Annotated in this window: 26 protein-coding genes; 12 read left to right on the top strand and 14 right to left on the bottom strand. The window is 69.0% G+C overall.

Annotation, left to right across the window (positions count from 1 at the left end; translation table 11 throughout):
• Positions 1-275: 275 nt before the first annotated feature.
• Both NOV86_RS17375 and NOV86_RS17370 read right to left on the bottom strand, forming a co-directional pair.
• Positions 276-2,075: an acyl-CoA carboxylase subunit beta gene (locus NOV86_RS17375; RefSeq protein WP_267642972.1), complete on the bottom strand. Its 1,800-nt coding sequence runs from the start codon at positions 2,073-2,075 to the stop codon at positions 276-278.
• A gap of 142 nt (positions 2,076-2,217) precedes the next feature.
• Entirely contained in the window at positions 2,218-2,529 is a 312-nt protein-coding gene (locus tag NOV86_RS17370; protein WP_267642971.1) for a hypothetical protein, read from the bottom strand.
• A 263-nt stretch (positions 2,530-2,792) separates the two neighbouring features.
• Between NOV86_RS17370 and NOV86_RS17365 the strand changes: the two genes are divergently transcribed.
• Both NOV86_RS17365 and NOV86_RS17360 read left to right on the top strand, forming a co-directional pair.
• Positions 2,793-3,122 carry an ArsR/SmtB family transcription factor gene (locus tag NOV86_RS17365; RefSeq protein ID WP_267642970.1) on the top strand — a complete coding sequence of 110 codons (330 nt, stop codon included), beginning with the start codon at positions 2,793-2,795 and terminating at the stop codon, positions 3,120-3,122.
• Between the two features lie 122 nt (positions 3,123-3,244).
• A complete protein-coding gene (locus NOV86_RS17360) occupies positions 3,245-3,634 on the top strand; it encodes a hypothetical protein (protein WP_267642969.1) in 390 nt (129 codons plus the stop codon).
• Between the two features lie 18 nt (positions 3,635-3,652).
• Here the strand turns inward: NOV86_RS17360 and NOV86_RS17355 are convergent, their stop codons facing one another.
• The 4 genes from NOV86_RS17355 to NOV86_RS17340 form a co-directional block, all read right to left on the bottom strand.
• Entirely contained in the window at positions 3,653-4,510 is an 858-nt protein-coding gene (locus tag NOV86_RS17355; protein WP_267643127.1) for a class 1 fructose-bisphosphatase, read from the bottom strand.
• Positions 4,510-5,295 carry a class I fructose-bisphosphate aldolase gene (locus NOV86_RS17350; RefSeq protein ID WP_267642967.1) on the bottom strand — a complete coding sequence of 262 codons (786 nt, stop codon included), beginning with the start codon at positions 5,293-5,295 and terminating at the stop codon, positions 4,510-4,512. Before NOV86_RS17350 ends, NOV86_RS17355 begins: the two co-directional genes overlap by 1 nt.
• Positions 5,296-5,526: 231 nt before the next feature.
• Positions 5,527-6,090, bottom strand: coding sequence for a DUF7409 domain-containing protein (locus tag NOV86_RS17345; RefSeq protein WP_267642965.1), 564 nt, complete (start codon positions 6,088-6,090; stop codon positions 5,527-5,529).
• A 78-nt stretch (positions 6,091-6,168) separates the two neighbouring features.
• Positions 6,169-8,028, bottom strand: a complete 1,860-nt coding sequence (locus NOV86_RS17340) for a cation:proton antiporter domain-containing protein (protein ID WP_267642963.1) — start codon at positions 8,026-8,028, stop codon at positions 6,169-6,171.
• A gap of 80 nt (positions 8,029-8,108) precedes the next feature.
• On the opposite strand from NOV86_RS17340, the gene NOV86_RS17335 reads away from it, so the two are divergent.
• The 3 genes from NOV86_RS17335 (at position 8,109) to NOV86_RS17325 (ending at position 11,751) form a co-directional block, all read left to right on the top strand.
• On the top strand, positions 8,109-8,972 hold the full coding sequence (locus NOV86_RS17335; RefSeq protein ID WP_303647781.1) for a 3-hydroxyacyl-CoA dehydrogenase family protein: 864 nt from the start codon (positions 8,109-8,111) through the stop codon (positions 8,970-8,972).
• Positions 8,973-9,043: 71 nt separating this feature from the next.
• Positions 9,044-10,408 carry an MFS transporter gene (locus NOV86_RS17330; RefSeq protein ID WP_267642961.1) on the top strand — a complete coding sequence of 455 codons (1,365 nt, stop codon included), beginning with the start codon at positions 9,044-9,046 and terminating at the stop codon, positions 10,406-10,408.
• A gap of 38 nt (positions 10,409-10,446) precedes the next feature.
• On the top strand, positions 10,447-11,751 hold the full coding sequence (locus NOV86_RS17325) for a hypothetical protein (RefSeq protein WP_267642960.1): 1,305 nt from the start codon (positions 10,447-10,449) through the stop codon (positions 11,749-11,751).
• A 31-nt stretch (positions 11,752-11,782) separates the two neighbouring features.
• On the opposite strand, the gene NOV86_RS17320 is transcribed toward NOV86_RS17325, so the two are convergent.
• Positions 11,783-12,844 (bottom strand): phytoene/squalene synthase family protein, encoded by a 1,062-nt coding sequence (locus NOV86_RS17320; RefSeq protein ID WP_267642959.1) that lies wholly within the window; start codon positions 12,842-12,844, stop codon positions 11,783-11,785.
• 243 nt (positions 12,845-13,087) lie between these two features.
• Between NOV86_RS17320 and NOV86_RS17315 the strand changes: the two genes are divergently transcribed.
• Positions 13,088-14,230: an acyl-CoA dehydrogenase gene (locus tag NOV86_RS17315; protein ID WP_267642957.1), complete on the top strand. Its 1,143-nt coding sequence runs from the start codon at positions 13,088-13,090 to the stop codon at positions 14,228-14,230.
• Between the two features lie 4 nt (positions 14,231-14,234).
• Positions 14,235-14,414, top strand: a complete 180-nt coding sequence (locus NOV86_RS17310) for a hypothetical protein (RefSeq protein WP_267642955.1) — start codon at positions 14,235-14,237, stop codon at positions 14,412-14,414.
• A gap of 50 nt (positions 14,415-14,464) precedes the next feature.
• On the opposite strand, the gene NOV86_RS17305 is transcribed toward NOV86_RS17310, so the two are convergent.
• Entirely contained in the window at positions 14,465-14,761 is a 297-nt protein-coding gene (locus NOV86_RS17305; protein ID WP_267642953.1) for a PadR family transcriptional regulator, read from the bottom strand.
• 110 nt (positions 14,762-14,871) lie between these two features.
• Here NOV86_RS17305 and NOV86_RS17300 point away from each other — a divergent pair, with 110 nt between their 5' ends.
• On the top strand, positions 14,872-15,147 hold the full coding sequence (locus tag NOV86_RS17300; protein WP_267642951.1) for a DUF7111 family protein: 276 nt from the start codon (positions 14,872-14,874) through the stop codon (positions 15,145-15,147).
• Between the two features lie 117 nt (positions 15,148-15,264).
• Here NOV86_RS17300 and NOV86_RS17295 read toward each other — a convergent pair whose 3' ends face one another.
• From NOV86_RS17295 to coxB, 4 genes are all read right to left on the bottom strand, one after another.
• Positions 15,265-15,546: a DUF7410 domain-containing protein gene (locus tag NOV86_RS17295; protein ID WP_267642950.1), complete on the bottom strand. Its 282-nt coding sequence runs from the start codon at positions 15,544-15,546 to the stop codon at positions 15,265-15,267.
• Complete coding sequence (locus tag NOV86_RS17290) at positions 15,543-16,931, bottom strand: hypothetical protein (RefSeq protein ID WP_267642948.1); 1,389 nt, start codon at positions 16,929-16,931, stop codon at positions 15,543-15,545. Before NOV86_RS17290 ends, NOV86_RS17295 begins: the two co-directional genes overlap by 4 nt.
• Positions 16,932-16,955: 24 nt before the next feature.
• The gene (locus NOV86_RS17285; RefSeq protein ID WP_267642946.1) at positions 16,956-17,804 is read right to left on the bottom strand and encodes a cytochrome c oxidase subunit 3; all 849 of its coding nucleotides are present in this window, start codon (positions 17,802-17,804) and stop codon (positions 16,956-16,958) included.
• Between the two features lie 139 nt (positions 17,805-17,943).
• Entirely contained in the window at positions 17,944-18,735 is a 792-nt protein-coding gene (gene coxB, locus NOV86_RS17280; RefSeq protein WP_267642944.1) for a cytochrome c oxidase subunit II, read from the bottom strand.
• Between the two features lie 111 nt (positions 18,736-18,846).
• Here coxB and cyoE point away from each other — a divergent pair, with 111 nt between their 5' ends.
• A complete protein-coding gene (cyoE, locus tag NOV86_RS17275; RefSeq protein ID WP_368408790.1) occupies positions 18,847-20,277 on the top strand; it encodes a heme o synthase in 1,431 nt (476 codons plus the stop codon).
• On the top strand, positions 20,277-20,963 hold the full coding sequence (locus tag NOV86_RS17270) for a DUF7546 family protein (protein WP_267642942.1): 687 nt from the start codon (positions 20,277-20,279) through the stop codon (positions 20,961-20,963). Before cyoE ends, NOV86_RS17270 begins: the two co-directional genes overlap by 1 nt.
• 12 nt (positions 20,964-20,975) lie before the next feature.
• On the opposite strand, the gene NOV86_RS17265 is transcribed toward NOV86_RS17270, so the two are convergent.
• Positions 20,976-21,344, bottom strand: a complete 369-nt coding sequence (locus NOV86_RS17265) for a winged helix-turn-helix domain-containing protein (RefSeq protein WP_267642940.1) — start codon at positions 21,342-21,344, stop codon at positions 20,976-20,978.
• Between the two features lie 108 nt (positions 21,345-21,452).
• On the opposite strand from NOV86_RS17265, the gene NOV86_RS17260 reads away from it, so the two are divergent.
• Positions 21,453-22,730, top strand: a complete 1,278-nt coding sequence (locus tag NOV86_RS17260; RefSeq protein WP_267642938.1) for an MFS transporter — start codon at positions 21,453-21,455, stop codon at positions 22,728-22,730.
• Here NOV86_RS17260 and mvaD read toward each other — a convergent pair.
• Positions 22,727-23,734, bottom strand: a complete 1,008-nt coding sequence (gene mvaD / locus NOV86_RS17255) for a phosphomevalonate decarboxylase MvaD (RefSeq protein WP_267642936.1) — start codon at positions 23,732-23,734, stop codon at positions 22,727-22,729. The two genes, NOV86_RS17260 and mvaD, sit on opposite strands and share 4 nt — an antisense overlap.
• 405 nt (positions 23,735-24,139) lie before the next feature.
• Between mvaD and nth the strand changes: the two genes are divergently transcribed.
• On the top strand, positions 24,140-24,823 hold the full coding sequence (nth, locus tag NOV86_RS17250) for an endonuclease III (RefSeq protein WP_267642934.1): 684 nt from the start codon (positions 24,140-24,142) through the stop codon (positions 24,821-24,823).
• Positions 24,824-24,826: the final 3 nt, after the last annotated feature.

The following is a 24,826-nucleotide window of genomic DNA, read 5'->3' as shown; positions in this document are numbered from 1 at the left end:
CCAAGGGCACCATCGAACAAATGTATGGCCCCACTATGGGCTCACGAGGTACCGGTTCGGATAGGGAAAATATCCGTTTGTCCGGTGGCAGGGCGACCGAACCGGCCCCTCGGGAACGGTAGTGGGGCGCTACCCGCGCTGAAGGGTAGCTTAAGTGCCGGTTCCGTCGGCCGGTTTCCTGCTACGGCGACGCTACCATCGTCGGGCCGTCGGTAAGGAGGGCGGAACCGGGTCGGTTCGGGCCTTCGCCGGTCCGGCAACCCGGGCGAGTCGCCTCAGAGGATGGTACCGTGCTTCTTGTCCGGCAGCTCCTTCTCGACGGTCTCGTAGAACCGGAAGCGGTTCTCGAGTTCGGTGCGCAGCGACGACGGCGGGACGATCTCGTCGATGACGACCTCGCTGGCCATGCGGTGGATGTCGATGTCCTCGCGGTACTCCTCGCGGAGTTCGGCCTCGCGCTCGGCGCGCTCTTCGGGGTCGTCGATGTCGTTGAGCTTGTTCGCGTAGACCGCGTTGATGGCGGCCTCGGGGCCCATGATGGCGATCTCGCCCGAGGGCAGCCCGATGGTGCTCTCGGGGTCGTACGCGGGCCCGGACATCGCGTAGATGCCGGCGCCGTACGCCTTGCGGACGACGACGCACTGCTTCGGCACCGTCGCGCTGGAGGTGGCGTAGATCATCTTCTTGCCCTTCTCGAGGATGGCGTCCTTCTCGACCTGCGAGCCGGCCATGAAGCCGGGGGTGTCCGCGAGGTACAGCAGCGGGATGTTGAACGCGTCGGACTTCCAGATGAACTCGGCTGCCTTCTCGGCGGCGTCCGGGAAGATGGCGCCGGCGCGGTGGGCAGGCTGGTTGGCGACGATGCCGACCGGGCGGCCGTCGATGCGGGCGTAGGCCGTGATTATCTCCTCGCCGTAGTCCGGGCGGAGTTCGAAGTACGAGCCCTCGTCGACGACCCGGTCGATGACCTCCGTCATGTCGTAGCCGCGGTTGGGCTCCTGGGGCACGATGCTGTCGATGCCCGCAGGCGACTTCGCGGGGTCGACGGGGTCGGCGCGCGGCGGCTTCTCGTCGGAGTTGCTCGGCAGGTAGGTGACGAGCTGGGAGACGAGTTCCCGGGCGTGCTCCTCGTCCTCGGCGACGAGGTCGGCGCTGCCGGACTCCTCGGCGTGGACGTGGGCGCCACCGAGGTCCTGCATGGATATCTCCTCGCCGGTGACCATCTGGACCATCCGCGGGGAGGCGATGGCCATCGCGGACATCCCCTCGACCATGATGGTGAAGTCCGCGAAGACGGGCGTGTACGCCGCGCCGGCGATACACGGGCCGTACAGGACACAGATCTGCGGGACGCGCCCGGAGAGCATCGAGTGGTTGTAGTAGTACTTCCCGATGCCCTCGCGGTTGGCGAAGAAGCCGGTCTGCTGGTCGATGCGACCCCCGGAGGAGTCCATCAGGTACAGCACCGGCTTGCCGGTCTTCAGGGCGCGCTGTTGCATCCGGAGGAACTTCTCGACGCCCTTCGACGCCATCGAGCCGGCCTTGACGGTGAAGTCGTTGGCCATGAAGTGGACGTCGCGGCCCTCGAACTCGGCCGCGCCCGTGATGAGGCCGTCGGCGGGGATCTGGTCCTCGTTGTCGAACTCGGCGAACTTGCCGTCCTCGAACAGCACTCCGTCGTTCCCGTGACCGGACTCCGTCTGGTCGCCTGCCGAGCCCTGCTCGGGATTGAACCAGAGGTCGATGCGGTCACGGACGAACAGTTTGCCCTGTTCGGGGAGTCGCTCTTTGTACTTCTCCGGGCCGCCCTCGAGAATCTCCTCGATCTCCTCGATGAGTTTCTCCTCGCGTTCGGTCGGCCCGAGGTCGTCGTCGTCGCCGGCCGACGCGGTCGACCCGCCGGCACTGGCGCCCCCAGCGGTCGCGGCCGCCCCTTCCGGAGCCGCCTCGACCGCCGCGGGGTCGTCGGCCCGGCCGACGTACACCTCGACCTCGTCGCCCACGTGCTCGGCGAGCGCCGCGGCGATGGCGGAGGCCTCCTCCTCGGACGCACCCTCGCTGATACGCACCTTCATGCATCGCCATGCGAAGGGTGCGGTGAGAAAGGTTTCCCTTTCCGGTAGGCACGAATGTTGCCACCAGTCTCGCGGGCGACCGCGTCACGGTCTCCGGCCGGGTGTGCCGTGGTACCGTCCCAGTCCGGGGTTCGTTTATGCCTCAGACCTCGGCGCGCCGGCGGCGGAGCGCCCGGCGGGCCGCACGGCCGAGCGAGACGGCACCGGCGACGAGCCCGACGAGCCCGGAGAGGACCGCCATCGCGAGTACCATCCCGAAGGCGACCTTCGCGAGTTCGCTGGTGAAAAACAGCGGGATGGTCATGGCCAGCCCGACGAGGAACACCTCGGCGAGGACCCACCGCACCACCCATGGGCGCCTGGTCAGCAGTTGCCCGATGGTGTCGCGGTCGAGTTCGAAGTCTATCGACTCTGTCGAGGACGTCCCCTGCCGCCCGTAGTAGCGTTGTGCCATGTTTCCAACTGTATCATGGTCGACCATACAAAAGGACGCGGCGACGGTTCTGGAACGGCGAAACCGCCACAGCCGGTCGCTGGGCGGTACTCGTCGGTCCTCCCCGGATATCCATGCGGCACGTTCACACTCGCGTTCCGTTGCCCCCGGTCAGGCCGCCGAAATCGTCCCGAAACCGTGAACGTCCCGGTGTCGACAGCGTTCTCACGTGGTGAAACTACCGAGGCTGCACCCTTTTCACCGTGGCTCCGCATCTATCTCCCGTGACAAACGAGTGGGACGCCGACACGCTGTTCGACGTCTTCGAACGGGAGACGGCCCGGCGCATCCTCGCGCTCACGTCCGTCGAGCCCCTCTCGGCACAGGCACTCGTCGACCGCTGTGACGCCTCCGAGGCGACGGTCTACCGGCGCATCGACGTCCTCGAGGAGTACGACCTGCTCGAATCGCGGCCGAAGGTCGACGAGGGCGGGAACCACTACGAGGTGTACGAGACCAACCTCGACAGCGTCTGCTTCGAGCTGCGCGACGGCGGCTTCACCATCGACGTGAGCTACCGGCGCGAGCTGGTCGACGAGGAGTCCAGTATCTGACCGTTCGGTCGATACGGGACGGTGATAACGAGACGGTAGCCTGAGAATCCGACCGTTACGTAGTCTCGTTACTCGTAAGTTCGCGATTAGCTATCACCGTTGCGGGACTACATCGTAGTCTGATGTATCCCGCCTCGCCGGACGACATCGACACGCGCCTCCGCGGCTACTGGTGGTGGCTCGGCGCGGTGCTGTTCGTCCTCGTCGCGCTCGACCTCGGGACCACGCTGGTCGCGGCCCAGCTGGTCGGGGTCGAGGGCGAGGCCAACCCCATCGTGCGGTGGGCCCTCGAACAGGGCGTCCACGTCGTGGTGCTGTTGAACCTGGTGGCGGTGGTGCTCGTCGTCGGCCTGTTCTCCGCACTGCTGGAGGCCATCCGCGACACGCCCGCCCGGGTCCGCGGGCCGTTCCTGTTGCTGTTCGAACTCTGGATCGCGGCGCTGTTGCTGCTCGGGGTCTTCCTGGTCGCGAACAACATGACCGTCATCGTCGCCGGCGCGAGCCTGCTCTGACAGAGAAGCGAGGAGCAGCTACGTCAGCGCTGCTTCGAGGCGCTCGATGAGCGCCTCGTTCCCGATGTGGACGGGGACGCGCTGGTGGAGTTCGGTCGGCTCGACCGCGAGCAGCGACCTGTCCCCGTCCGAGGACGCGCCGCCCGCCGTCTCGATGATGTAGCCGATCGGGATACCCTCGAACTGCAGGCGGAGCTTCCCGTTCGGGGCGGACTCCAGCGCCGGGTACGCGAAGATGCCGCCGTAGGTGACCACCTGGTTCACGTCGGATATCATCGCACCGCCGTAGCGGAGCTTGAGTTCGTCCTCTATCTCCCGGGCGTACGCCTCGAAGTCGCCCGGCCAGTCCGGGACGCGCCCGCCGAAGCCGTAGACGACCGGGTCGTCCGGGAGCACGATGTCCTCGCGGACGACCGAGCGCTCGCCGTCGCTGATCTCGTACTCGGTGACGGTGTCGTCGCGCGCGACCGTCATCGTGGTGATGGGGCCGTAGAGGACGTACGCCGCCGCGACGAGGTCCTCCCCCTTCGCGGGGAGGGGTTGCTCGTAGATGCCGACGATGGTCCCCATCGCCGCGTTCGGCCTGAGGTTCGAGGAGCCGTCGAGGGGGTCGACCGCGACCGAGACGCCCTCGCCGCACTCGACGATGTCCTCGCGCTCCTCGCTGGCGTACTGGCCGACGCCGTCGATGGCCGTGATGGCGTTCTCGAGGAGCTTGTCGGCCCAGACGTCCGCCGCCGCCTGCGTCTCGCCGCTGGGGTTCTCCTCGTCGACCTTGGTCCGGCGACCCACCAGCCCCTGACGGATCTGCGGGGCGGCGGTCGCGACCGTGTCCATGACTGCATCGACCGCGGACCGGCGGTCGGCCGTGTGCATCATTCGAGCGCTTCCTCGGCGGACGCACCCTCGAAGATGACCTGCTCGAGGCCGTCGAGGATGGCGACGGGGTCCTCCCGCTGGAAGACGTTCCGGCCGACGGCGAGGCCCTTGCCACCCGCGTTCATGCTCTCTTCGACCTGCTTGAGGAACTCGTAGTCCGAGGTCTTCGACCCGCCGGACATGACGACCTTGACCTTCCCCGCCGAGTCGACGGCCCACTGCATCGCCTCGGGCGTGCCGGGGTACTTCACCTTCGCGATGTCCGCGCCGAGTTCGAGCGCCTGCCGGGCGGCGTAGGCGATGGTGTCGGGCGAGCGGTCGTTCTTCAGGCCCTGGCCGCGCGGGTACGACCACATGACCATCGGGAGGTCGTAGTCGCGGGCCTCCTCCTGGGCGTCGCGGAACTCCTCGGCCATCTCTATCTCGTGGTTGGAACCGCCGTACAGCGTGAAGCCGAGCGCGTCGGCGCCGAGTTCGGCGGCGTACTCGACCGAGCAATTCACTGCAGAATCGGGCTCGCCCATCCACATGTTGGACGTGCCGTTGAGCTTCAACAGGAGGTTCACGTCGTCCTCGTAGGAGGGGTAGTACGTCTCGGCGACGCCCTTCTGGACGGCGAAGGCCGTCACGGCGTCGTGGGTCGCGACGTCGAACACCGTCTCCGGGTTCACCGTCTCGGGGACCGGCTCGAAGTCGACCGGGCCGTGCTCCAGCCCGTGGTCCATCGCCAGAATCAGTACCTTTCCGTCACGCACGATGGGAGAGTCGTCGATGGGGCGCATTCAGTTGGACATACCCGTAACTGCCTATATAAGATTGGTGGTCGGTTTTCGTCCGGAAGATATCGCCTAAAATCGCCTTATCGACCGGATAAACGCATCTGCGGGCCGCCGCGAGATTCGGGAAAACCACTACAGGTATAGTAAAAATCTGTCGGCGGGAGCAGAGCGTCGAACCGGCGGTCTCGACCCCGCTCGTCGGCGGTGGTGCACCCCCTCAGAACAGCCCCGGTTTCACCGGGCGTCGCGCGCCGCGAACCGCCACGTCCGGGCCTGCATCACGTTCACGTCCAGCGCCTCGGCGAGCGCGCTGGCGTCGACCCACGCGAGCTGGCGGACCGACGAGATGCCGGCCTCGGCCAGTCGCTCGGCGACCCAGTCGTTCACGACGGTCTCGACCGGGGTCGGGCGCTCGTGGTCGGCCCAGAAGTCGATGGGCTCGCGCTCGACCGGGTCGTACTCGGGGACGCCGAGGTCCTCCCAGTCGGCCGTGCTCGCGGCCACCCAGTCGCGCTCGCCCTGCTGGAGGCCGCCCATCTCCTCGGCCCGGTCGTCGAGCCCGTCGCCCATGCGGGACGCCCAGGTCAGGGAGTAGTGTCTGCGTATCTCGCCGGCGACCTCCCGGTCGACGCCGGCCTCCACGAGGTCCATGTAGGTGACGGCCTTCTCGGTCAGGTCGGTCGGCGTCACGTCGGCGTCCGCCAGTTCTGCGGCTGCGTCCGGGGGAACGCCCTCGAGGGCGTCGACGGTGTTCGCGTCGCCCACCAGCTCCCGTCCACCGTGGTCGTCGGCACCCATGTCTACTCGTCTGTAACTACTGGTAATCCGACTTCAATCTTGCCGTGGCGCCCGGGCCCGGACCGGGACGACGACCTCCTACCAGCGCGACTCGTCGGTGAGTCGTTGGAGGGCCGTCTCGACCGCCGCCTCCTCCCCGACGAAGGTGATTCGGTCGCCGTGTTCCAGCCGGTCGTCCCCCGCCGGTACCTGCGTCTGGTCGCCGCGGGTGAGCGTCACGAGGAGGGCCCGGGGCGGGAGCTGGGCCTCGACCTCCTCGACCGTCCGGCCCGCCAGCCCCGGAGGGACGACGAACTGCCTGATGTCGCCCTCGCGGAGCAGCGCGGTGAGCCAGCCGGGCCTGGCCGTCGTCTCGCGTGGGGTGATGCCCTCGATGGCCCAGAGGTGCAACACGGAGCCCGTCAGGGGGCGGCCGCCGAGCGCCTCCGCGGTCTGGACGGCGTCGGGGTCGTCCGCCCGGACGAACACCGGGTCAACGTCGAAGCGCGTGCGAAGCAGCCGGGTGACGTGGACGTTGGTCCGGTCGTCGCCGGTGACGACGACGGCCCGGTCCGCGTCGGCCGCACCCGCGGCGCGCAACACGGCCGGGTCGGTCGCGTCGCCGCGGTGGACGGTGAACCCCGCGTTCCGTCCGGTCTCGACCGCCCCCGGGTCGCGCTCGACCAGTTCGATGCGCTCGCCGCCGGCCTCGTACTGCCGCGCGAGGGCGCGCCCGACCGTCCCACCGCCGACGACGAGGACGCGGGGCGGCGTCACCTCGAACAGGTCGGCGAGCGACCGGGCCAGCCCGCCCTCGACGACGACGCTGGTGATGATGACGAGGAACACGGTGCCGACGAGGATGGCCGCCCCGGCCGGGTCGAACTCCCGGAGTTCGAGCGCGAACAGGGTCGCGACGCTCGCCGGAACGATGCCGCGCGGGGCGACGAAGCTCATGAACAGTCTGTCGGGCACGTCGAAGGTGCTCCCCCAGGTCGAGACGAACACCGACAGGGGCCGGACGACCAGCAGGACGGCCGCGACGACCGCCACCCCGCCGAGCCCGAGGACGGCCAACTCCGCGAAACTGACGAGCGTGGTCAGGACGATGAAGACGAACGAGAGCAACAGCACCGTCACGTCGTCCTTGAACGTCGCGATGTCGGCCTCGTAGGCGAGGTTCGCGTTCCCGAGGACGACGCCCGCCGTGGCGGCGGCCGCGATGCCGGCCTCGCCGGCGACGGTCTCGGCGGTTCCATGGGCGACGACCGCGCTCGCCAGCACCAGCAACCGGGCGTTCTGTGGGGCGTTCCACGGTGAGTGCTCGACCGTCTCGAAGAGGTACCAGAGGACACCGGCGACGACCCCCCCGATGACCGCACCGACGAGGAGCCGGTGGCCGAACGCCATCGTGACGTTTGCGAGCGTCGGGTTCGGGGCGGTCACCGCCTCGAACATCGCCACGGCGAGGATGGCCGCGGTCACGTCGTTGAGGATGCTCTCGACCTCCAGGGTGGCCGCGACGCGCGGCCGGACCCGGACCACCGAGAGGATGGGCGTGATGACGGTCGGGCCGGTCGCGACCAGCAGTGCCCCGGTCAGCAGGGAGACGCCCCACGTCGCGCCGAGGAACACCCGGACCGCCACCGCGGTCCCGAGGAACGAGACGAGCACGCCGACCGTGACGAGTGCGACCGTCGCCGAGGGGGCGCGCCTGAACGTCTGTGCCTTGAGGTTGAACGCGCCCTCGAAGACGATGATGGCGACGCTGATGCCGACGATGACCGAGAGCGCGTCGCCGAACGTCTCGGGCCGGACGAGCGCCAGCCCCTCCGGCCCGAGTGCGAGCCCGACGAGCACCAGGAACGGGATGCTGGGCAGCCGGAGCCGGTCCGCGATGACCTGTGCGGCGACGCCCAGGCCGACGACGGCGACCACGACCGTCAACAGTTCCGTCACGTGCGCAGAGAGGCGAGGCAGGGGGTTGGCCCTTGCCCGGGACCGGCAAGCTTAGGGACGGTTCGCAAGAATTGCGAGACATGGTGTACGACCTCGACAGCATCGAGCGGATCGGCGTCATCGGCGCAGGGACAATGGGCAGCGGCATCGCACAGGTCGCCGCGATGAACGGCTACGACGTCGTCATGCGCGACATCGAGGACGAGTACGTCCAGAACGGGTTCGACAGCATCGAGAGTTCGCTCGACCGCTTCGTCGCCAAGGACAAACTGAGCGAGAGCGAGAAGGCAGAGACGATGGAGCGCATCGAGGGGACGACCGCCCTCGACGACCTCGCGGACTGCCAGGCCGTCGTCGAGGCCGCACTGGAGGACATGGACGTCAAACAGGACATCTTCGCGGACCTCGAGGACGTGGTCGACGACGAGGCGTTCATCGCGACCAACACCTCCACGCTCTCCATCACGACCATCGCCTCCGCCATCGACTCCGAGGAGCGCGTCGTCGGCCTCCACTTCATGAACCCCGTCCCGGTCATGCAGGGCGTCGAGGTCGTCTACGGGGAGAAGACCAGCGACGAGGCGCTCTCGCTCGCCCACGACCTCGCCGAGGCGCTCGGCAAGGAGACCTGGGAGTCCGACGACAAGCCCGGCTTCGTCGCCAACCGCATCCTCATGCCGTGGATCAACGAGGGCATCCGCGCCTTCGACGAGGGCGTCGCCACGAAGGAGGACATCGACAAGGGGATGAAACTCGGGACGAACGTCCCGATGGGCCCGCTCCAGCTCGCCGACCACATCGGTCTGGACATCTGTCTGCACGCGACCGAGACGCTCCACGAGGAGCTGGGCGACCGCTACAAGCCGGCGTACCTGCTCAAGCGCAAGGTCGACGCGGGCGACCTCGGCAAGAAGACGGGCACGGGCTTCTACGAGTACGACTGACTGGCCAGTCCTCGGCCCCCGACCTCGCACCCGCGGAAACTATTTGTCGAGACAGTGAGACGACCTAGCCGATGCGCCCTCCACACGCAGCCATCGCGGTCGTCGCGCTGCTCCTCCTCGTCCCCGCGCTCGCCCCCGCCAGCGCAGGCGCCCCGCCGCCCGAGGGCGTCTGTGGCGTCTGCGGCCCGGCGTTCGAACGCGCCGCCGAAGACGCCGGGGTGAACGCGAGCGTCGGCGAGAGCGAACTCGCGGTCCAGGTCGCCGCCGATGGCGACAGCCGCTGGACCGCCGTCGTCGACCTCGACCCGGCCGCCGCCGACCGGTTCGCGGCGAACCAGAGCCTGCTCGACCGGGTCGTCCGCGAGACCTTCGACTCCTATCGCACCGTCGTCGACGACCCGCGGAACCTCTCCACGCGCCTCGACGGCCGGACCCTGACGGTCGCGTGGACGGTCCCCGACGCGGCACACCGCCGAACTGGCGACGTCCTGCTCTTCGACGTGTTCACGCAGGACCAGGGTGAGGGCGAGGCGTACGTCGATTCGGACAGCCTCGCGGTCCGTGGGCCCGAAGGGAGCGTCGTCACGCACGCCCCCGAGGGCGGGACTACCCGCGGGAACCGCATCGTCTGGGCCGACGCCGACGACCGCGACTACCACCCGGACCTCGGTCGCCACGCGACCATCGCGTTCGCCCCCGACGGCGGCCTCGCCGCGCAGGCCGCGACCGCGCTCGCGGTCCGGAGCCACTCCCTCGGGCTGGTCGAGTCGGAACTCCGTGCCTACGCGCAGTGGCCGGCACTGCTGGTCGGCCTGGTCGCCGCGGGGCTGCTCCTCGCAGGGGGCCGTCTCCGGTTCGACGACCGGTTCGCCCGCCGGACCGTCCAGGCCATCCTCGTGGCAGCCGGGGGCATCGTCGCCCTCGGCGTCGGTGGCGGCGTGGTCGGCGGCGAGTGGGGCGAGCTCGGCATCGTGCTCGCACTCGTCTCGATGGGGCTCGCCCCGGCGGCGGTCCTGACCGCGGCTATCGTCGGGCTCGCGGCTCGCGTCGACCTCGACCCCGGCCGCCGGCTGCCCACCGTCGCGGCCGTCGCCGCGGTCGGCTGGCCGCTCGTGCTCGTCCTCGGCGCCCCGGCGAGTGCCGTCCTCGTGCTGTTGCTCGGCCCCCTCGCGTTCCTGGCCTACGGCGTCCTCGCGGGCGCGGGCCACCCGGCGCGCTGGCTCTTCCCGCCGGTGGCGGCCCTCGGCGCCGGCGTCGCCGCGCTCCCCCTCGTCCCCCGGGTCGGCGTCGTGTTCGTCACGCCGGGACTGTTCGGCGTGGTGCTGGTCGGGGGCGCACTGCTCGGCGTCCCGCTGTTCGTCCTGGGCCGACGCCTCGGGCGCGAGGCCTCCGCACCCGCCGAGGAGCCGGCCGACACGCGGCCGACCTCTGCCTGACAGAAGACATTTACTTTCTCCCCGAGAGCTTCGGGTAGATGTCCCGCGTCCCCGTCGTCGCCGCCCTCCTCGTGCTCGTCCTCGCCGGGAGCCTCGTCCCCGCGGCCACGGCGAGCAGCCCCCCGGAGCGAGTCTGCCCGGTCTGTGACCAGCAGTTCGAGGAGGCGGCGCACGAACTCGACCTGAACGCGACGGTCGACCGGTCCAGCCTCCGCGTCGACGTCCGGGACGACGGGAGCAGCCGCTGGACCGCCCGCGTCACCCTCTCCCCGGAGACGGCCCCGACCTACCGCGACGACCCGGCCCAGCTCCGCGAGGTCGTCGACACCGCCTTCGAGGCGCACAACAACCTCGTCGAGGACCCCCGGAACGTCTCGGTGCGGTTCGAGGACCGGACGGCGGTGGTCGGGTTCACCGTCCCGGACGTGGCACACCGCGGGGTCGGCGGCGTGCTGGTCGTCGATTACTTCCACACAATCGGTGGGCGGTACACGATGCTCAACGCGGACGAGTTCGTCGTCGCCGGGCCCAGCGAGACCGTCGTCGCGAACGACCCGCCGGGGGACCCGGGCGTGGGCGACGGGCTCGCCAGCTGGGAGAGTGACAGGGGGTACACCCAGGAGACGTTCGTCGTCTTCGCCGACGACGACGGGGCCGCCTCGCGCGCCGCCGCAGAGGCCAGCGTCGCCCTGGCGGTCGGCCCGCGGCTGGTCCGGGACGCCCTCCTCCTCGCGACCGCGCCGACGTTGCTGTTCGCCGCCGCCCTCGGCTCGCTCCGGGGGTCGGACCGCTTCGCGGAGTGGTCTCTCTCGACCGCCGCCGCGGTCTCGGCTGGCCTGCCACTCCTCGGTCTGGCGGTCTCTACGGTGACGGTCACCAGCACACTCGCGGCGCGACTCGTCATGGCACTCCCGCTGCTCGTGATTCCGCTCGTGGCCGTGGCGGTGGCGGACTGGCTCTCGCCCCGGCGGATGCTGGCGCTCGTCGGGCTGACGCTGCTCGCCCAGTTGGTTGCCGCCGACGCGGTCGGGCTCGGGTGGGGACTCGCCGGCTTCGCCGGCGGTGGGGCAAGTGCGCTCCTCCTGCCGGCACTGCTGTTCTTCCCGGCCGGCGGGCTGGCGGCCGATTCGAGAACGCGTACTCGCGCGTGGCGGGCGCACACGCTGCTGGTGGTGTCGTGGCCGCTCCTCGTGACGACGCAGTTCGTCCCCCTGACGGGGTTCGAGTTCCTGTTGCTGCCGGCGTTCCTCGCCTGGGCGGCCGGGACGCTCCTCGTGGGGACGCCACTGTTCGCGCTCGGGCGGGCCGTCGCCGGGTCCCGCGGCTTCGAACCACAGTTCTGACGGCCGAGATGGTGGACGCGTAGAAAGAGCCCTACACCGACACGTCGGCTTCGTGCAGGGGCTTGTCCTCGATGACCTGCCGGACCTGCTCCAGTGCCTGCCGGTCGCCGTGCTGGCGGAACCAGCTGATGATGGCGACGACCTCCATCCGGGAGATCTTCACGCCACCCTCGCGGACCACGTCGGCGGGCCGCTTGCGCAGTTCGCGCAGGGTCGCGACCGCGAGCAGGTACGGGATGCCCCAGGCCGAGAGGCGGTTCCCGCGGTGCTCGGGGAGCGCCTCGAGGTATGTCTGCGTGTCGTCGAGGTAGCCAGAGGCGTGGTCGACGACGCGCTCGATGACGGAGGCGACCTCCTCCTCGTTCTCGGGGTCGAGGACGTTGTCGCGGTCGACGCCCTCCTCGGCCAGCCACTCCGCCGGGAGGTAGACGTTGTTCTCCTCCTGGTAGTCGTCGCTCACGTCCTTGGCGACGTTGACGAGCTGCAACAGCAGCCCGAACGACCGGGCGTTGTCCCAGAGGCGGGACTCGCGCGACTCCGAGGTGTCGCGGGTCACCAGGCCAGTGACCAGCGAACCGACCGTCCCGGCGACGTACCAGCAGTACTCCTCGAGTTCCTCCAGCGTCTGGATGCGGAGGCCGCCGGAGTCGGCGTGGCGTTCGACGAACTCGGCCATACCGTTGGTGAGTTCGAGCACCGGCGGGAGGATGTCCTCGCGAGCCTCCGGCGACAGGTTGCGATACGTCTCGACGACGCGCGGCGATTCGGCGACGACCTCCCAGTCGTCGTCCAGCTCCTCGGGGAGCCACGGGTCGACCTGCTCGCGGAACGCCGCGGCGGTGGTCGGGTCGTCCTCGTCCAGCACGTCCGCATACATCCGCAGCAGTTCCGCCTTCTCGGTCGGCGGGATGTGGCCCGCGTCCTCGACGGTGTCGGCGACGCGACAGAGGAGATAGCCCAGACAGATGTGACGGGCCGTCGGTTCCTCGAGTTCCTCGATGGTGATGGCGAACGTCCGGGAGACGCCCTGCACGGCGTCGTAACACCACGCGAGGTCGTCGTCCACGGGATACGCGGCCTGTTCCTCGTTCATCCACTAACCCCTGTGTATTCCACTCTGAAAAACCCACCTGCCGTGATACCTTCGACGGCGCGGTGGCCCTGTCGACGAACCGGATGCTCCATACTCGTGAAAGCAGGCCCGAAGTCGTTTCTACCTTTCGGGACCGCAGGCGAGCCAGCGACCCCGGCGTACAGCCGTCTCACACCCGGGAATATCAGGTATTTTCGCGCGGGTTGTAGCAAGAGTAAAGGGTCGACGGCCGTACCTTCGAGTATGGACTTCAGTCTCTCTGCCGAGCAAAAGCAGATTCGTGACATGGTCGCGGAGTTCGTCGACGAGGAGGTCGTTCCCGTCGCCGCGGACATCGACCACGACGACGAGTTCCCCGCGGACCTCGTCTCGGAGATGGCGGAACTTGGGCTCATGGGAATGCCGTTCCCCGAGGAGTACGGCGGAGCGGGACTTGACTACCACTCCTACGCCATTGGGCTGGAGGAGATCTCCCGGGGCTCCGGCGGCCTCGGCACCATCGTCGCCGCCCACATCTCGCTGGCGGGCAACATGATATACGAGTTCGGTGACGAAGAGCAGAAACAGGAGTACCTCACACCGCTCGCGGAGGGCACGGACATCGGCGCGTTCGCGCTCTCGGAGCCCCAGGCCGGCTCCGACGTGCCCGCCATGTCGACGACCGCCGAGAAGCAGGGCGACGAGTACGTCATCGACGGTGGCAAGCTCTGGATCTCCAACGGCTCCGTCGCCGACACCGTCACCGTCTTCGCCAAGACCGACCCCGACGCCGGCAGGAAGGGCATCTCCTCGTTCATCGTCCGCCCCGAGGAGGACGACGGCTTCATCGTCGAGGGGACCGAGGACAAGCTCGGCGACAAGGGCTGTCCGACCGCCGAACTCCGCTTCGACGACATGCGCATCCCCGCCGACCGGCGCCTCGGCGAGGAAGGTGACGGGTTCGTCCACGCGCTGAAGACCCTCAACGGCGGCCGCATCACCATCGCGGCCCGGTCGGTCGGTATCGCCCGCGCCGCGCTGGAGCAGGCGCTCGACTACGCCCAGCAGCGCGAGCAGTTCGACCAGCCCATCTCGGACTTCCAGGCCATCCAGCACAAGCTCGCCGACATGGACACGAAGGTCCAGTGCGCGAAACTGCTGATGCACCAGGCCGCGGACAAGAAGATCCGTGGCGAAACGTTCATCAAGGAGGCCGCACAGGCCAAGCTCTACGCCTCGGAGATCAGCCGCGAGGTCGCCAACGAGGGCATCCAGATCCACGGCGGCTACGGCTACACCAAGGACTTCCCCGCCGAGCGGTTCTACCGCGACGCGAAGCTCAACGAGATCTACGAGGGCACCTCCGAGGTGCTGCGCAACACCATCGCCCAGCAGCTGCTCGACTGAGCCGATGGCACTGCTCCGGGCCGGCGTGCTCGGAGTCGGTATCTTCGGCGGCCTCTTCTTCGTCGCGATGCTGCTCGCTCAGGTGCCCGGCTTCGACGGCCCCGCGGTGTTCCTCGCGGCCGGGTTCGTCGGTGCCGGGGCGCTGCTCGGGGTCGGGCTGTTCCGGGCGGTGTTCCGGGCCTGACGCAGCTATCCTCGTCACTTGACTCCACCCGGAGACGGTGAGCTGTCTGGCTACTCGTCGCCGCGGGGTTCGCCCTCGACGCACGAACTGACCCACGCGTAGTGCTCGCGGAGCCGCGCCTCGCCAGCCTCGGTCAGCGCGTACACGTCGTGCAGGCCCTCGGTCCGCGTCGTCAGGAAGCCCGAGTCGACCATCGCCTCCAGCGTCCCGTAGAACGACTTCGGGTCGATGCGGTCGTCGTAATGCTGTTCCAGCCGCGTCTTCAGCCGCTGTGCCGGCAGTTCCCCGGCGTCGGCGAGGAGGAAGCAGAGGTCGCGGCGGCGACCACTCTGGAGCCACTTCGTCATGGGCGAGTCGAGCGGGTGCGAGAACAGGTGTGTTTCGCTTGGCGGCCGACAGAGTCGGCAGGGTCGCACGGAACCGGTACGTACGAAACCCACCGGTCCCAAGCGGGGGTATGAGCGACGACACGGCCGAGGCGAACGGCATCACGGCACGGTACTCCGAGACGGAGACGGAACGGCTCCTGGAGTTCGACAGAGGGGGGACGACGGCCGCGGTCGCCCAGAACATCGAGGGCTACGCGATGCTGAAGGTCCGCCCGAGTGCCGACGGCGACGAACTCGAACGCTACTACGGCTTCGACATGGCGCTCGACCACGTGGCCGAGTTGCTCGGCGTCTCCGAGCACGACCTCCCCGTCCCCGAGGCCGCCGAAGACATGGGGATGTGACCCGCGTGAACAACCACACAAAAGAAGGCTTATCCGGGGTCCCCGGTAAGCACCAAGTCCGCGTCGACTTTCCATAGCAAACCCGACGCGGTGACGCGATTTCGCGTCGCGTTTTCCTCAGGTGACCACGGAGTAGAGCATCAGCATCCCGAAGTACAACAGCACCAGCACCGCGAACGTCCGGAGCCGGAACAGCCCGAGGTCGTCGGACTCGTCGCGGTAGGCGTCCTGGAACCGGTCGCGCTCGTCGTCGGTCATCACGTCGTAGTGGGTCAACCCGACGTGCAGGGTCCGGTACTCCGTCTCGCGGAAGGGTCGGTCGCAGTACGGGCAGCGATACGGCTCCTCGTCGGCGGGCACGTCCGTCTCGAGTGCTGCGTGGTCGGTTCTGCGTGTCATAGGAACGGTGGGAGCTGGTTCGGTTCCGCGACGATCCACAGGCTCGCCATCGTGTACAGCACCATCACGCCGATGAAGGGGTACTGGCTCCGGACCGCCTGCAGCCGGCTCGGGAAGAGGTCGTAGGCCGCGGCGTGGGCGACCCAGATGGCGAGCAGGTGGCCGAGCAGGACGAACGCGAGCGCGAGCCCGCCGACCCACGCCGGCAGCACGAACTGCTGCGGGTTCAGCGGCGGCGCGAACGGGTTCGCGAGCGCCTGCGAGAGGGGGAGCGACAGCGAGACGAAGTACCCGAGGTAGTGCGCGAGGTGGTAGCCGGCCGCGATGGCGAGCAGGGGCGGGGCGAACCGGAGCGCGAGTTCGCGCGTCGTGAGGTAGGTGTTCCCGGTCCGACGGGCCAGCCGGGCCGCGAGCAGGTACGCGCCGAGGAACACGCCGAACCCGGCGAGGAACGTCAGGAGGTACACCAGCAGCGCCGGCACCCCTGCCGCGACCGCGGCCCGGGCGATGTCGCCCCACGCCGGCGTGGTGACGAACCCGTCGTAGGTCGTCCCCCACAGCAGCGCGACGACGAACGCGACCTCTCCCGCCCCCCGGTGCTCGCCCGCGTCGGAGAGCGCCATCCCGGGCAGGCGGAGTCGCAGGCCGTCGTCCGTGCGCGAGAGCGGCGCGACCCGGCCGTACGCCTCGAAGACCCGCGAGACGGGGTCGGCGCGTTCGAACCACGTCTCGTGGCCGAAGACGATTGCACCGGCCAGCGTCAGGAGGCCGTAGGCCGCCACGACCCCGGCGAGCAGTTGCGGGTCGTCCGCCAGCGGGCTGACGACCTCGACGAACACCAGCGCGAGCAGGCCGACGACGGCCGGCCACGCGCCCACACCGGCCGGGTACGAGCGACCGAGGCTCGGCAGCAGGCGCGCGAGGGTCCGGAACGGGTTCAGCGCGGGCCAGGTGTTGCCGACGAGGTAGACCGACATGGTGTAGCCGGCCCACCAGCCCACCCAGACCAGCAGGATGCTGAGGTTGCGAAGCGGCGCCTCGACCCCGAGCGACCGGGCGAAGAAGCCGAAGCCGAGCACGACCGCCAGCCCGGCGAGGCCGACGACCGGCGCGAGGTACGTGCCGACGGCGCCCGGGAGCCGCCCGAAGAACCGGTGCCAGTCGTCGATGGTCGCGATCCAGCGACGGTCCGTCACCAGCGTCGCCAGCAGGAACGATGCGCCGACCGCGGCCCCGCCGGTCAGCAGGAAGAGCCACGTCGGGATGGCCAGCGTCTCCGCCTGGCCGCGCAGCGACCCCCCGTGGGCCAGTGCCGTCCCGGACGCCAGCGTCACCACTCCGAGGACGGCGACGAGTGCGCGGCGGCTACGTGTCTGGCGGGTCATCGAGAACGAAAGGTTGTGACTGGCTTACGCGCCGGCGTACAGGACGACGACGAGGAAGATCCAGACGGCGTCGACGAAGTGCCAGTACATCGAGACGGTGCTCACGGACACGTGGCGCTCCGCGGAGTACTGCCCGCGCAGCGCGCGGACGAACACGATGCCGATGAGGACGGCACCGAGGGTCACGTGCAGGCCGTGGAGGCCGGTCAGGGCGTAGAAGCCGGACGCGAAGGTCTGGTCGAACGCCTCGGCACCGAGCGTGAAGCCTTCCTCGGCGATGAACACGTAGTACTCGTACACCTGCCCGCCGATGAACACGGTCCCGAGCAGGAGCGTCGCGCCCAGCAGGCCGATGAAGCGCCGACGGTTGCCCTTCAGCAGCGACGTGTGCGCGAAGTGGATGGTGACACTCGACAGCACCAGTATCAGGGTGTTGACGATGACGAGGCTCCCGAACAGGTGCGGAAGCTCACCCAGGCCGCCGACCCGGATGAAGAAGTAGTAGATGAAGCCAGCACTGAACGTGGCGACCTCGCTCCCGAGGAACGCGACCATCCCCCAGCGGAGCTTGTGTTCGCTCTTCTCGTTCGCGCCGCGTTCCCAGAACGTGCTGACGAAGGTGTGGTAGAGCCAGCCGAACAGGCCAGCCAGGAACAGGAACGTGCTCCCGATGGCGACCGCCGAGAACGCGCCCATGCCGATGATGTCCTTGATAGCCATTACGTAGAGGGCCGCGGCGAGGTAGATGCCGCCCCCGCCGATGGCCGTCACGAACGGCCACCAGCTGGCCTCGCCGAACCCCTTCGGCCAGTCCTCGACGGCCGGCAGGTGGTGCCCGTGACCGTGGTCGTCAGCGTCTTCCGCGACTGTCATACACGGGGCTTACGACCCGACTACTAAAAATCCATCCAAGCGTGTTCGCCCGGGCTATCTCACAGCAAGCGTGGGGCCGTGCGACGAATCCGTCGGCTCAGCAGGGTGGAGAGAACGAGAGAAAGCGAGTCCAGAGCGCTCAGGCCGCAGCGACGGAGCCGGAGCCGGACGAGCTGTTGCCCGCGGTACAGGTCTGGGAGCCGGCGTCCCAGCTACCGCCAGCGTCCTCGCACTGGCTCTTGAGCCAGTCCTGGTAGTCCTCCTGGGACATGACCTCGACCTCGAACATCATGCCCGAGTGGCCGACACCACAGTACTCGGCACAGTAGCCCTGGTAGGTGCCTTCGGTCGTCGCCTCGGTCATGATGTAGTGGTGCTGGCCGGGGACCGCGTCCTGCTTCAGACCCAGTCCGGGCACGTGGACCGCGTGCAGCCAGTCCTTGGTCGTGACGTTGAAGTACGTCTCCTGTCCCTTGGGGATGACGAGCTTGTTACTGGAGCTCACGTTGTGCTTGTCGTAGGTGAACGTCCAGGCGTAGGTCTCCGCGGTGACCTGTACGTGCTCTGCGTCCTGGGGCACGTCGGCCCGGTCGTTCACGTCGTCGGTGATGACGGCGGGGTTCGCCATCGTCATCGTGGCCGAGAGGCCGACGAACAGCAGGATGACCGCCGTGGCGACGGTCCAGGTGATCTCGAGCCGGCGGTTCTCCCGCGTCGGCTTCGCCTCGTCGTTCTTGCGGTACTTGAGGACGGTGTAGATGAGGACGCCCTCGACGAGCACCGTGATGGGGATGGCGACGACGAGCAGTTTCTCGTTCAGTCCCCGAATCGCCTCTTCCGTTGTCGACGCCTGCGCTGCGACCGGGTCCGCGAGCAGCAGCAGGAACGCCGCCCCGAGCAGGGCAGTCGGGGCTAGCCGCTTTGCGTTCATGTCGGTTCGAGGGTTAGGAAGACGGGGTTAAATATGTGCTGACTTTCGCCACCGGGGACCGCGCTGTGGGGGGAAAGCGCGGGCTCTAAGTACGCGGAGCCGAATCATCCACTGATTGCCGTGTCTCGCACATTCCCGACCCCCGTCAGGACCCACGCCCGTTTCACCGGGCTGCTCGCAGTCGCGGCGATGGGCGTCTACCTGCTCATCATCGTCGGGGCGACGACGGCCGTCACGGGTGCCGCCGACGCGTGCCCGACGTGGCCGGCGTGTAACGGGCAGTGGCTCGTCCCACTCTCGGACACCACGCTGGCCATCGCGTGGGGACACCGGGTCGCGGCCCTGCTCGTGGGGGGCGCCGTCCTCGCGACCGTCGCCGTCGCCTGGCTGGGTGACACCGACCGTCGCGTCCGTGTTGCATTGACGCTCGCGCTGTTGTTGTACCCCCTGCAGGTCGCCCTCGGCGCGGTCGCCGCGACGACGGGGTCGACCGGCACGCTGTCGGCCGTCCACCTGACCGTCGGCGTCGGCATCTTCGCCGCCATCGTCGTCGCGCTGGCGTGGACGCTCGAGGCCGAGACCGCCGACGAGCCGGACTGGGAACCGATGCCCGACCCGGAGCCCGTCGACGAACCCGCAGACGACGGGGGCATCGAACTGCCGTCGGGAGTTCTCGCACGCGCGAAACTCAAGACCGGGATGTACTTCCGGATGATGAAGCCACGCCTGATGTGGCTGCTGTGTCTGGTCGCCGCCGCCGGGATGGCGCTGGCGGCCGGGCAGGAACTCCGCGTCGAGACCGTCCTCTGGACGCTGCTGGGTGGGGTCCTCTCCATCGGTGCGAGCGGGACGTTCAACCACGTCCTCGAGCGCGACGTGGACCGCCGGATGCAGCGGACCTCCGACCGCCCGCTGGCGGTCGACGTGATTCCGGTCCGGAACGCGCTCGCGTTCGGCCTCCTGCTCACCGCGGCGTCGCTGTTCGCGTTCGCCCAGCTCAACCTGCTCGCCGCGGGCCTGGGCCTGACCGCCATCATCTTCTACAGCGTCGTGTACACGCTGGTCCTGAAGCCGAACTACGTCTCGAACACCGTCATCGGCGGTGCCGCCGGCGCGCTCCCCGCGCTCATCGGCTGGGCCGCCGTCACCGAGACCATCGGTCTGCCGGGGCTCGCCCTCGCGGGCGTCATCTTCCTGTGGACGCCGGCGCACTTCTACAACCTCGCGCTGGCGTACAAGGAGGACTACGCCCGCGGCGGCTTCCCGATGCTGCCGGTCGTCCGCGGTGAGGCCGTGACGCGCAAGCACATCGTCTGGTACCTCGCGGCCACGCTGGTCAGCGCGGTGGTGCTCTCGGCGGTCTCCTCGCTGGGGCTGCTGTACGCGTTCGTCAGCGTCGCCATCGGTGCGGTGTTCCTCTGGACGGTCGTCGAACTCCACCACGAGCAGACCACCGACGCCGCGTTCCGCGCCTTCCACGCGTCGAACGCCTACCTCGGCGCGCTGCTGGTGGCCATCGTGGTCGACTCCCTCGCCTTCTGATGGCGTTCGAACGCGTCGACCTCGACCCGGAGACGGTCGTGCCGGAACCGGAGACGCTCTTCGCCTTCTTCATCGTCCTCACCGGTGAGGCCCTGTTGCTCGGCCTCTACCTCGCCAACGGTGGGACCGCGGCACTCGACCTGCTCCTCCTCCCGCTCGTCTGGGTGAACCTCGGGCTGTGGGCGCTCTGGCGCGCGAAACCGGCCCCGGCCCCGGCGAAGCGCAAGCGACGCGCGGCCGCCATCGCGGTCGGCTACGGCCTCGTCCTCGCGTACTTCGGCGGGCTCTGGAGCCAGGGCTACATGTTCTTCGAGACCGGCGCGTACCAGCCCTCCTTCGGCTGGTACGTCTCGACCGCGCTCCCACCCGGCTTCGGCCCGGCGATCTCCTACGAGAGCCAGCTGGTGAACCTGACCATCCTGCCGTACAAGGTCGTCGGCTACGTCGCCCTGACGTACCTCGTGTACGTGACGGTCATCGACGCGGCCAGTTCGGCGGTGTCGGGCGTGCTCGGACTGCTCTCGTGTGTCTCCTGTAGCTGGCCCGTCCTCGCGACCATCGTCACCGGCGTCGCCGGTAGTTCTTCGGCACTGGCGACCGCGGCGATGCAGCAGTCGCTCCCGCTCTCGACGGCGGTGTTCGTCGTGACCGTCGTGTTGCTGTACTGGCGGCCCTCGTTCTGGTAGGGGACCGGAGAATCAGGCCCACGGTGGGGTCAGGTGCACGTGGAAGAGGCGTTCGCAGTCGTCGTCGCCGCAGACCGGGCAGGCGTCGCTCGCGGCATCGGTCGCCGGGGCGTCCCCGTCCTCGGCCTGCATCGGCTCGGCCGCGGCGATGACGCGCGTCCCGGCGTGACCGAGTTCGTACCCGTCCGCGACCTCGCGCACGTAGTACTCACAGAGCCGGGTGAGGTGGTAGTTGAACTTGCCCGTGTCCCGGATGCCGGCGCGCTCGCGCAGGGTCGAGAACGGGAGTGGCTCCTCGGCCGCGGCGAGTTCGCGCAGGATGCGCATCCGGAGCTCGTTCCCGAGGACCTCGAGGGCGTCGGTCGCGTCCGCGTCGTCCATACGTCGGCGCTGGTCGGTGGTCGTGATATATCTCGTGTCTGCTGTCACCTCGGCTACAGAACTGGCGTTCGCGGAACGGCCAAGTGCGCCGTGGCCGAGGCGTGGGACGTGACCCTCCCCGAACGGTTCGCCGTCCTCCGCCACCGCGGGTTCCGCCGGCTGCTCACCGGCCGGACCGTCAGCGTCCTCGGCGACGGCCTCTACACCGTCGCCGCGATGTGGCTCGTCTTCGAGTTGACCGGGTCGACCGCCTACACCGGCCTCGCCGGTTTCCTCACCCAGATTCCGGGCGTGCTCTCGCTGTTCGTCGGCCCCATCGTCGACCGGTCCCGGCTCGACCGGGTGCTCACGCTCTCGGAGGTGGCACAGGGCGTGGTCGTCCTCGTCGTCCCTCTCGCGTGGCTCGCCGAGTCGCTGACTGTCGCGGTCGTGCTCGCGACCATGCCCGTGCTGTCGCTGGTCGGCCTGTTCGCCGGACCGGCCCAGACCGCGGCGGTCCCCCGGCTGGTCCCCGACGGGTCGCTGGTGCGCGCGAACGCGGCGGCGACGGCGGTCGGGAAGACGGTCGACGCGCTCGCCCGCGGCATCGGGGGCGCGCTCGTCGTGCTCGTGAGTGCGGTCGGGGTCTACGTCGTCGACGCGGTCACCTTCCTGGTCGCCGCGGTGCTGTTCGTCGGCCTCGACGTGCCGGGTTCTGCGAGTGCCGATGGCGGCGAGTCCGAGGGCCCATCCCAGACAGGGGACCACGACCCGTTCGACCGCGAGGCGTACGTCCGCGACCTGCGCGAGGGCATCGCGACGCTCACGGACTCGGTCCTCGGCCTGATGCTGGTCGGGAGCCTGTTCGCGAACTTCCTCTTCGGCGTCGCCTTCGCGGTCCTTCCCTCGTTCGCCGCCGACCTCGGCGGTGCGGGCACCTACGGCCTGCTGCTGGCCGGGCTGACCGGCGGCACCGTCGTCGGCTCGCTGTTCTCGTCGTGGGTCGAGTCGGTTCCACTCGGCCGGACGACCATCGTCGGCCTGACGGCATCGGGGGTGCTGTTCGCGGCCAGCGTGCTCGTCGCCCGCCCGCTCGCGTCGGTCGCACTCTTCGCGCTCTCGCGGGTTCCGGTGGGCATCTACAACGTCTCGGTGCTGGCGACGCTCCAGTCCGGCGTGCCAGACGACCGGCTCGGGCGCGTGAGTTCGGTGCTCTCCAGTGCGTCCAGTCTCGTCTCGCCTGTCGGCGTGCTCCTCGGCGGGCTCCTCGGCGAACTGGTCGGCGCGTGGTCGGTCCTGCTCGCGAGCGCGGCCGGGACGGTCCTCACGGCGGCGTACTGGCTGGTGGTGCCGTCGCTCCGGACCTTCGACGCACCCACGGCGGTCGAACCGGGGTCGCTCGGCTAGAAGAGTGCCTCGTCCTCGTCGAGGAGCGTCGCGGAGCCGCCGACCTCCCAGATGGTCGTGCGGACGCCAGTCTCGGCGACCTGTTCCTTGACGCGCTCTGCGTGTTCGGCGGTCGTGTTCACGTAGACGGACGCGCCGGTATCGGTGGAGAACCAGACGGGCACCGAGTCGACGTCGTCGTCGTCCGGGTAGCCCTCGTTGCGGAGTTCGCGTACCTTGTTGAACACGGCGAGCGTGGCCGGCTGCCAGTAGACCCAGCCGTCGGGGCCGGTCATGGTGGTCGCCGCCAGCGAGAGGGAATCGTGCTCGGCGATCTCACAGACGCGGTCGAGGTCGTCGTCGTGCAGCGCGTCCTTCATCTCGACGAGCTGGTCCTGGACGTGGGCGCGCCGGGCGTCGAACATGTGGCTGTCGGCGGCCTCCTCGTGGGCGTCGTCCGTGTTCTTGTACGCGGGGACGAGCGCGACGATGGTCTTCAGTTCGTCGTCGAGCTTCGTCTCGATGCGGTGCGAGCGACAGTCCTCGTCGTTCAGGCCGGCGCTCAGGTAGGAGAAGCCGCCTGTCACGGCACGGGCCGCAGAGGAGGAGCCGACGCGGGCGATGGTCGAGACGTCACCGAGCGTGGCGTCGAGTTCGGCAGCCTCCGCGAGGGCCATCGCGGCGGCCGCGAAGCCCGAGGAGGAGGAGCCCAGCCCGACGTTCGAGGGGAAGGAGTTCTCGGACTCGAGCTTGACCGGGTAGACGGTGTGGGCGGCGTCGGACATCGAGCGCGCCTTCTCGACGACGCGCTCGACGCGGTCGTAGGCGTGGCCGTCGAGTTCCTCGCCGTCGACGATGTAGACGTCCTCGTCGTAGTCCATCGAGAACTCCACCGTCGTCTTCGTGTGGCTCGGGGCTGTGCACACGCTGATGGAATCGTGGTAGGGGAGTCGTTCGATGGAGTCTCGCATACCGTGGTACTTGACGAGGCCCTGGATCGGGTGCGCCATCGCGGTTGCTTTCATACGTTTGTACGCAACGAGTGCGCGCTTAAAAGTCACGGCAAGCGTCTCGACCCTGTCGCTCGCGGTGTCTGTGGTCTGGAACGAAGTGCCGGGCGCCCCGGTGTGGGTCGGCAGTAGCAGTCGGTGGACGCCCGGTAGTCGTGGCCGGACAGGGTCCAGTCGTATCGGTTCGCAAGGTGCTTCGGGCACGAGGCTCCCCCGGACCCCCCTACCCGCCAGCCGGCCGTGCTGGAGCGTGTGTATGGGTGCCTGACGGTTGCTCGACGACGGCCGGCCGGCAAGGTCGGCCGGGGAACGCCTCACGTAGATGATTGTTCTTGACGGGCAAAACGGTGCGGCTTTACGCCTCAGGTGCCCCACCGCGGGAACCGAATCGCTGAAATCCGGGCCCTCGAACACAGCACCATGGGCACGCCACTCGACACGCGGACGGCACAGGCCGAGGCGGTCGTCGACCGATTGCAGGCGGAGTATCCGGACTCGACCATCTCCCTGCGGTACCGGAACCGCCTGGAACTGCTGGTCGCGGTCGTCCTCTCGGCGCAGTGTACCGACGAGCGCGTCAACAAGGTGACCGAGGACCTCTTCGAGAAGTACCAGAGCGCCGCCGACTACGCCGCGGCCGACGAGGCGGAACTCGCCGAGGACATCTACGGCATCACCTTCCACAACAACAAGGCGGGCTACCTCACCGAGGCCGGCCGCATCATGGTCGAGGAACACGACGGCGAGGTGCCCGACACGATGGACGAGCTGACCGACCTCCCGGGGGTCGGCCGCAAGACAGCGAACGTGGTCCTCCAGCACGGCCACGACATCGTCGAGGGTATCGTCGTCGACACGCACGTCCAGCGCATCTCGCGCCGGCTCGGCCTGACCGAGGAGGAGCGACCGGAGGCCATCGAGGACGACCTCATGCCGGTCGTCCCGGAGGAGCACTGGCAGCAGTTCACCCACCTGCTCATCGACCACGGCCGGGCGGTGTGTACCGCCCGCAACCCGGACTGCGGGGAGTGCGTTCTCGCGGACATCTGTCCGTCCGAGAAGGGCGACGGCGCGGTCGACCTGGCGTCGGGCGACCCCTGGTGACCG

The sequence above is a fragment of the Haloarchaeobius amylolyticus genome (assembly GCF_026616195.1).
Lineage (GTDB): Archaea > Halobacteriota > Halobacteria > Halobacteriales > Natrialbaceae > Haloarchaeobius > Haloarchaeobius amylolyticus.
Note: the sequence above shows the minus strand (reverse complement) of the source record. Positions and strands in the feature narration are given on the sequence as shown.

Coding starts and splice junctions, on each gene's coding strand:
- NOV86_RS17375 (WP_267642972.1), bottom strand. CDS start 2,075: ATGAAGGTGCGTATCAGCGAGGGTGCGTCCGAGGAGGAGGCCTCCGCC.
- NOV86_RS17370 (WP_267642971.1), bottom strand. CDS start 2,529: ATGGCACAACGCTACTACGGGCGGCAGGGGACGTCCTCGACAGAGTCG.
- NOV86_RS17360 (WP_267642969.1), top strand. CDS start 3,245: ATGTATCCCGCCTCGCCGGACGACATCGACACGCGCCTCCGCGGCTAC.
- NOV86_RS17355 (WP_267643127.1), bottom strand. CDS start 4,510: ATGCACACGGCCGACCGCCGGTCCGCGGTCGATGCAGTCATGGACACG.
- NOV86_RS17350 (WP_267642967.1), bottom strand. CDS start 5,295: ATGCGCCCCATCGACGACTCTCCCATCGTGCGTGACGGAAAGGTACTG.
- NOV86_RS17345 (WP_267642965.1), bottom strand. CDS start 6,090: ATGGGTGCCGACGACCACGGTGGACGGGAGCTGGTGGGCGACGCGAAC.
- NOV86_RS17335 (WP_303647781.1), top strand. CDS start 8,109: ATGGTGTACGACCTCGACAGCATCGAGCGGATCGGCGTCATCGGCGCA.
- NOV86_RS17330 (WP_267642961.1), top strand. CDS start 9,044: ATGCGCCCTCCACACGCAGCCATCGCGGTCGTCGCGCTGCTCCTCCTC.
- NOV86_RS17325 (WP_267642960.1), top strand. CDS start 10,447: ATGTCCCGCGTCCCCGTCGTCGCCGCCCTCCTCGTGCTCGTCCTCGCC.
- NOV86_RS17320 (WP_267642959.1), bottom strand. CDS start 12,844: ATGAACGAGGAACAGGCCGCGTATCCCGTGGACGACGACCTCGCGTGG.
- NOV86_RS17315 (WP_267642957.1), top strand. CDS start 13,088: ATGGACTTCAGTCTCTCTGCCGAGCAAAAGCAGATTCGTGACATGGTC.
- NOV86_RS17310 (WP_267642955.1), top strand. CDS start 14,235: ATGGCACTGCTCCGGGCCGGCGTGCTCGGAGTCGGTATCTTCGGCGGC.
- NOV86_RS17305 (WP_267642953.1), bottom strand. CDS start 14,761: ATGACGAAGTGGCTCCAGAGTGGTCGCCGCCGCGACCTCTGCTTCCTC.
- NOV86_RS17300 (WP_267642951.1), top strand. CDS start 14,872: ATGAGCGACGACACGGCCGAGGCGAACGGCATCACGGCACGGTACTCC.
- NOV86_RS17295 (WP_267642950.1), bottom strand. CDS start 15,546: ATGACACGCAGAACCGACCACGCAGCACTCGAGACGGACGTGCCCGCC.
- NOV86_RS17290 (WP_267642948.1), bottom strand. CDS start 16,931: ATGACCCGCCAGACACGTAGCCGCCGCGCACTCGTCGCCGTCCTCGGA.
- NOV86_RS17285 (WP_267642946.1), bottom strand. CDS start 17,804: ATGACAGTCGCGGAAGACGCTGACGACCACGGTCACGGGCACCACCTG.
- coxB (WP_267642944.1), bottom strand. CDS start 18,735: ATGAACGCAAAGCGGCTAGCCCCGACTGCCCTGCTCGGGGCGGCGTTC.
- NOV86_RS17270 (WP_267642942.1), top strand. CDS start 20,277: ATGGCGTTCGAACGCGTCGACCTCGACCCGGAGACGGTCGTGCCGGAA.
- NOV86_RS17265 (WP_267642940.1), bottom strand. CDS start 21,344: ATGGACGACGCGGACGCGACCGACGCCCTCGAGGTCCTCGGGAACGAG.
- mvaD (WP_267642936.1), bottom strand. CDS start 23,734: ATGAAAGCAACCGCGATGGCGCACCCGATCCAGGGCCTCGTCAAGTAC.
- nth (WP_267642934.1), top strand. CDS start 24,140: ATGGGCACGCCACTCGACACGCGGACGGCACAGGCCGAGGCGGTCGTC.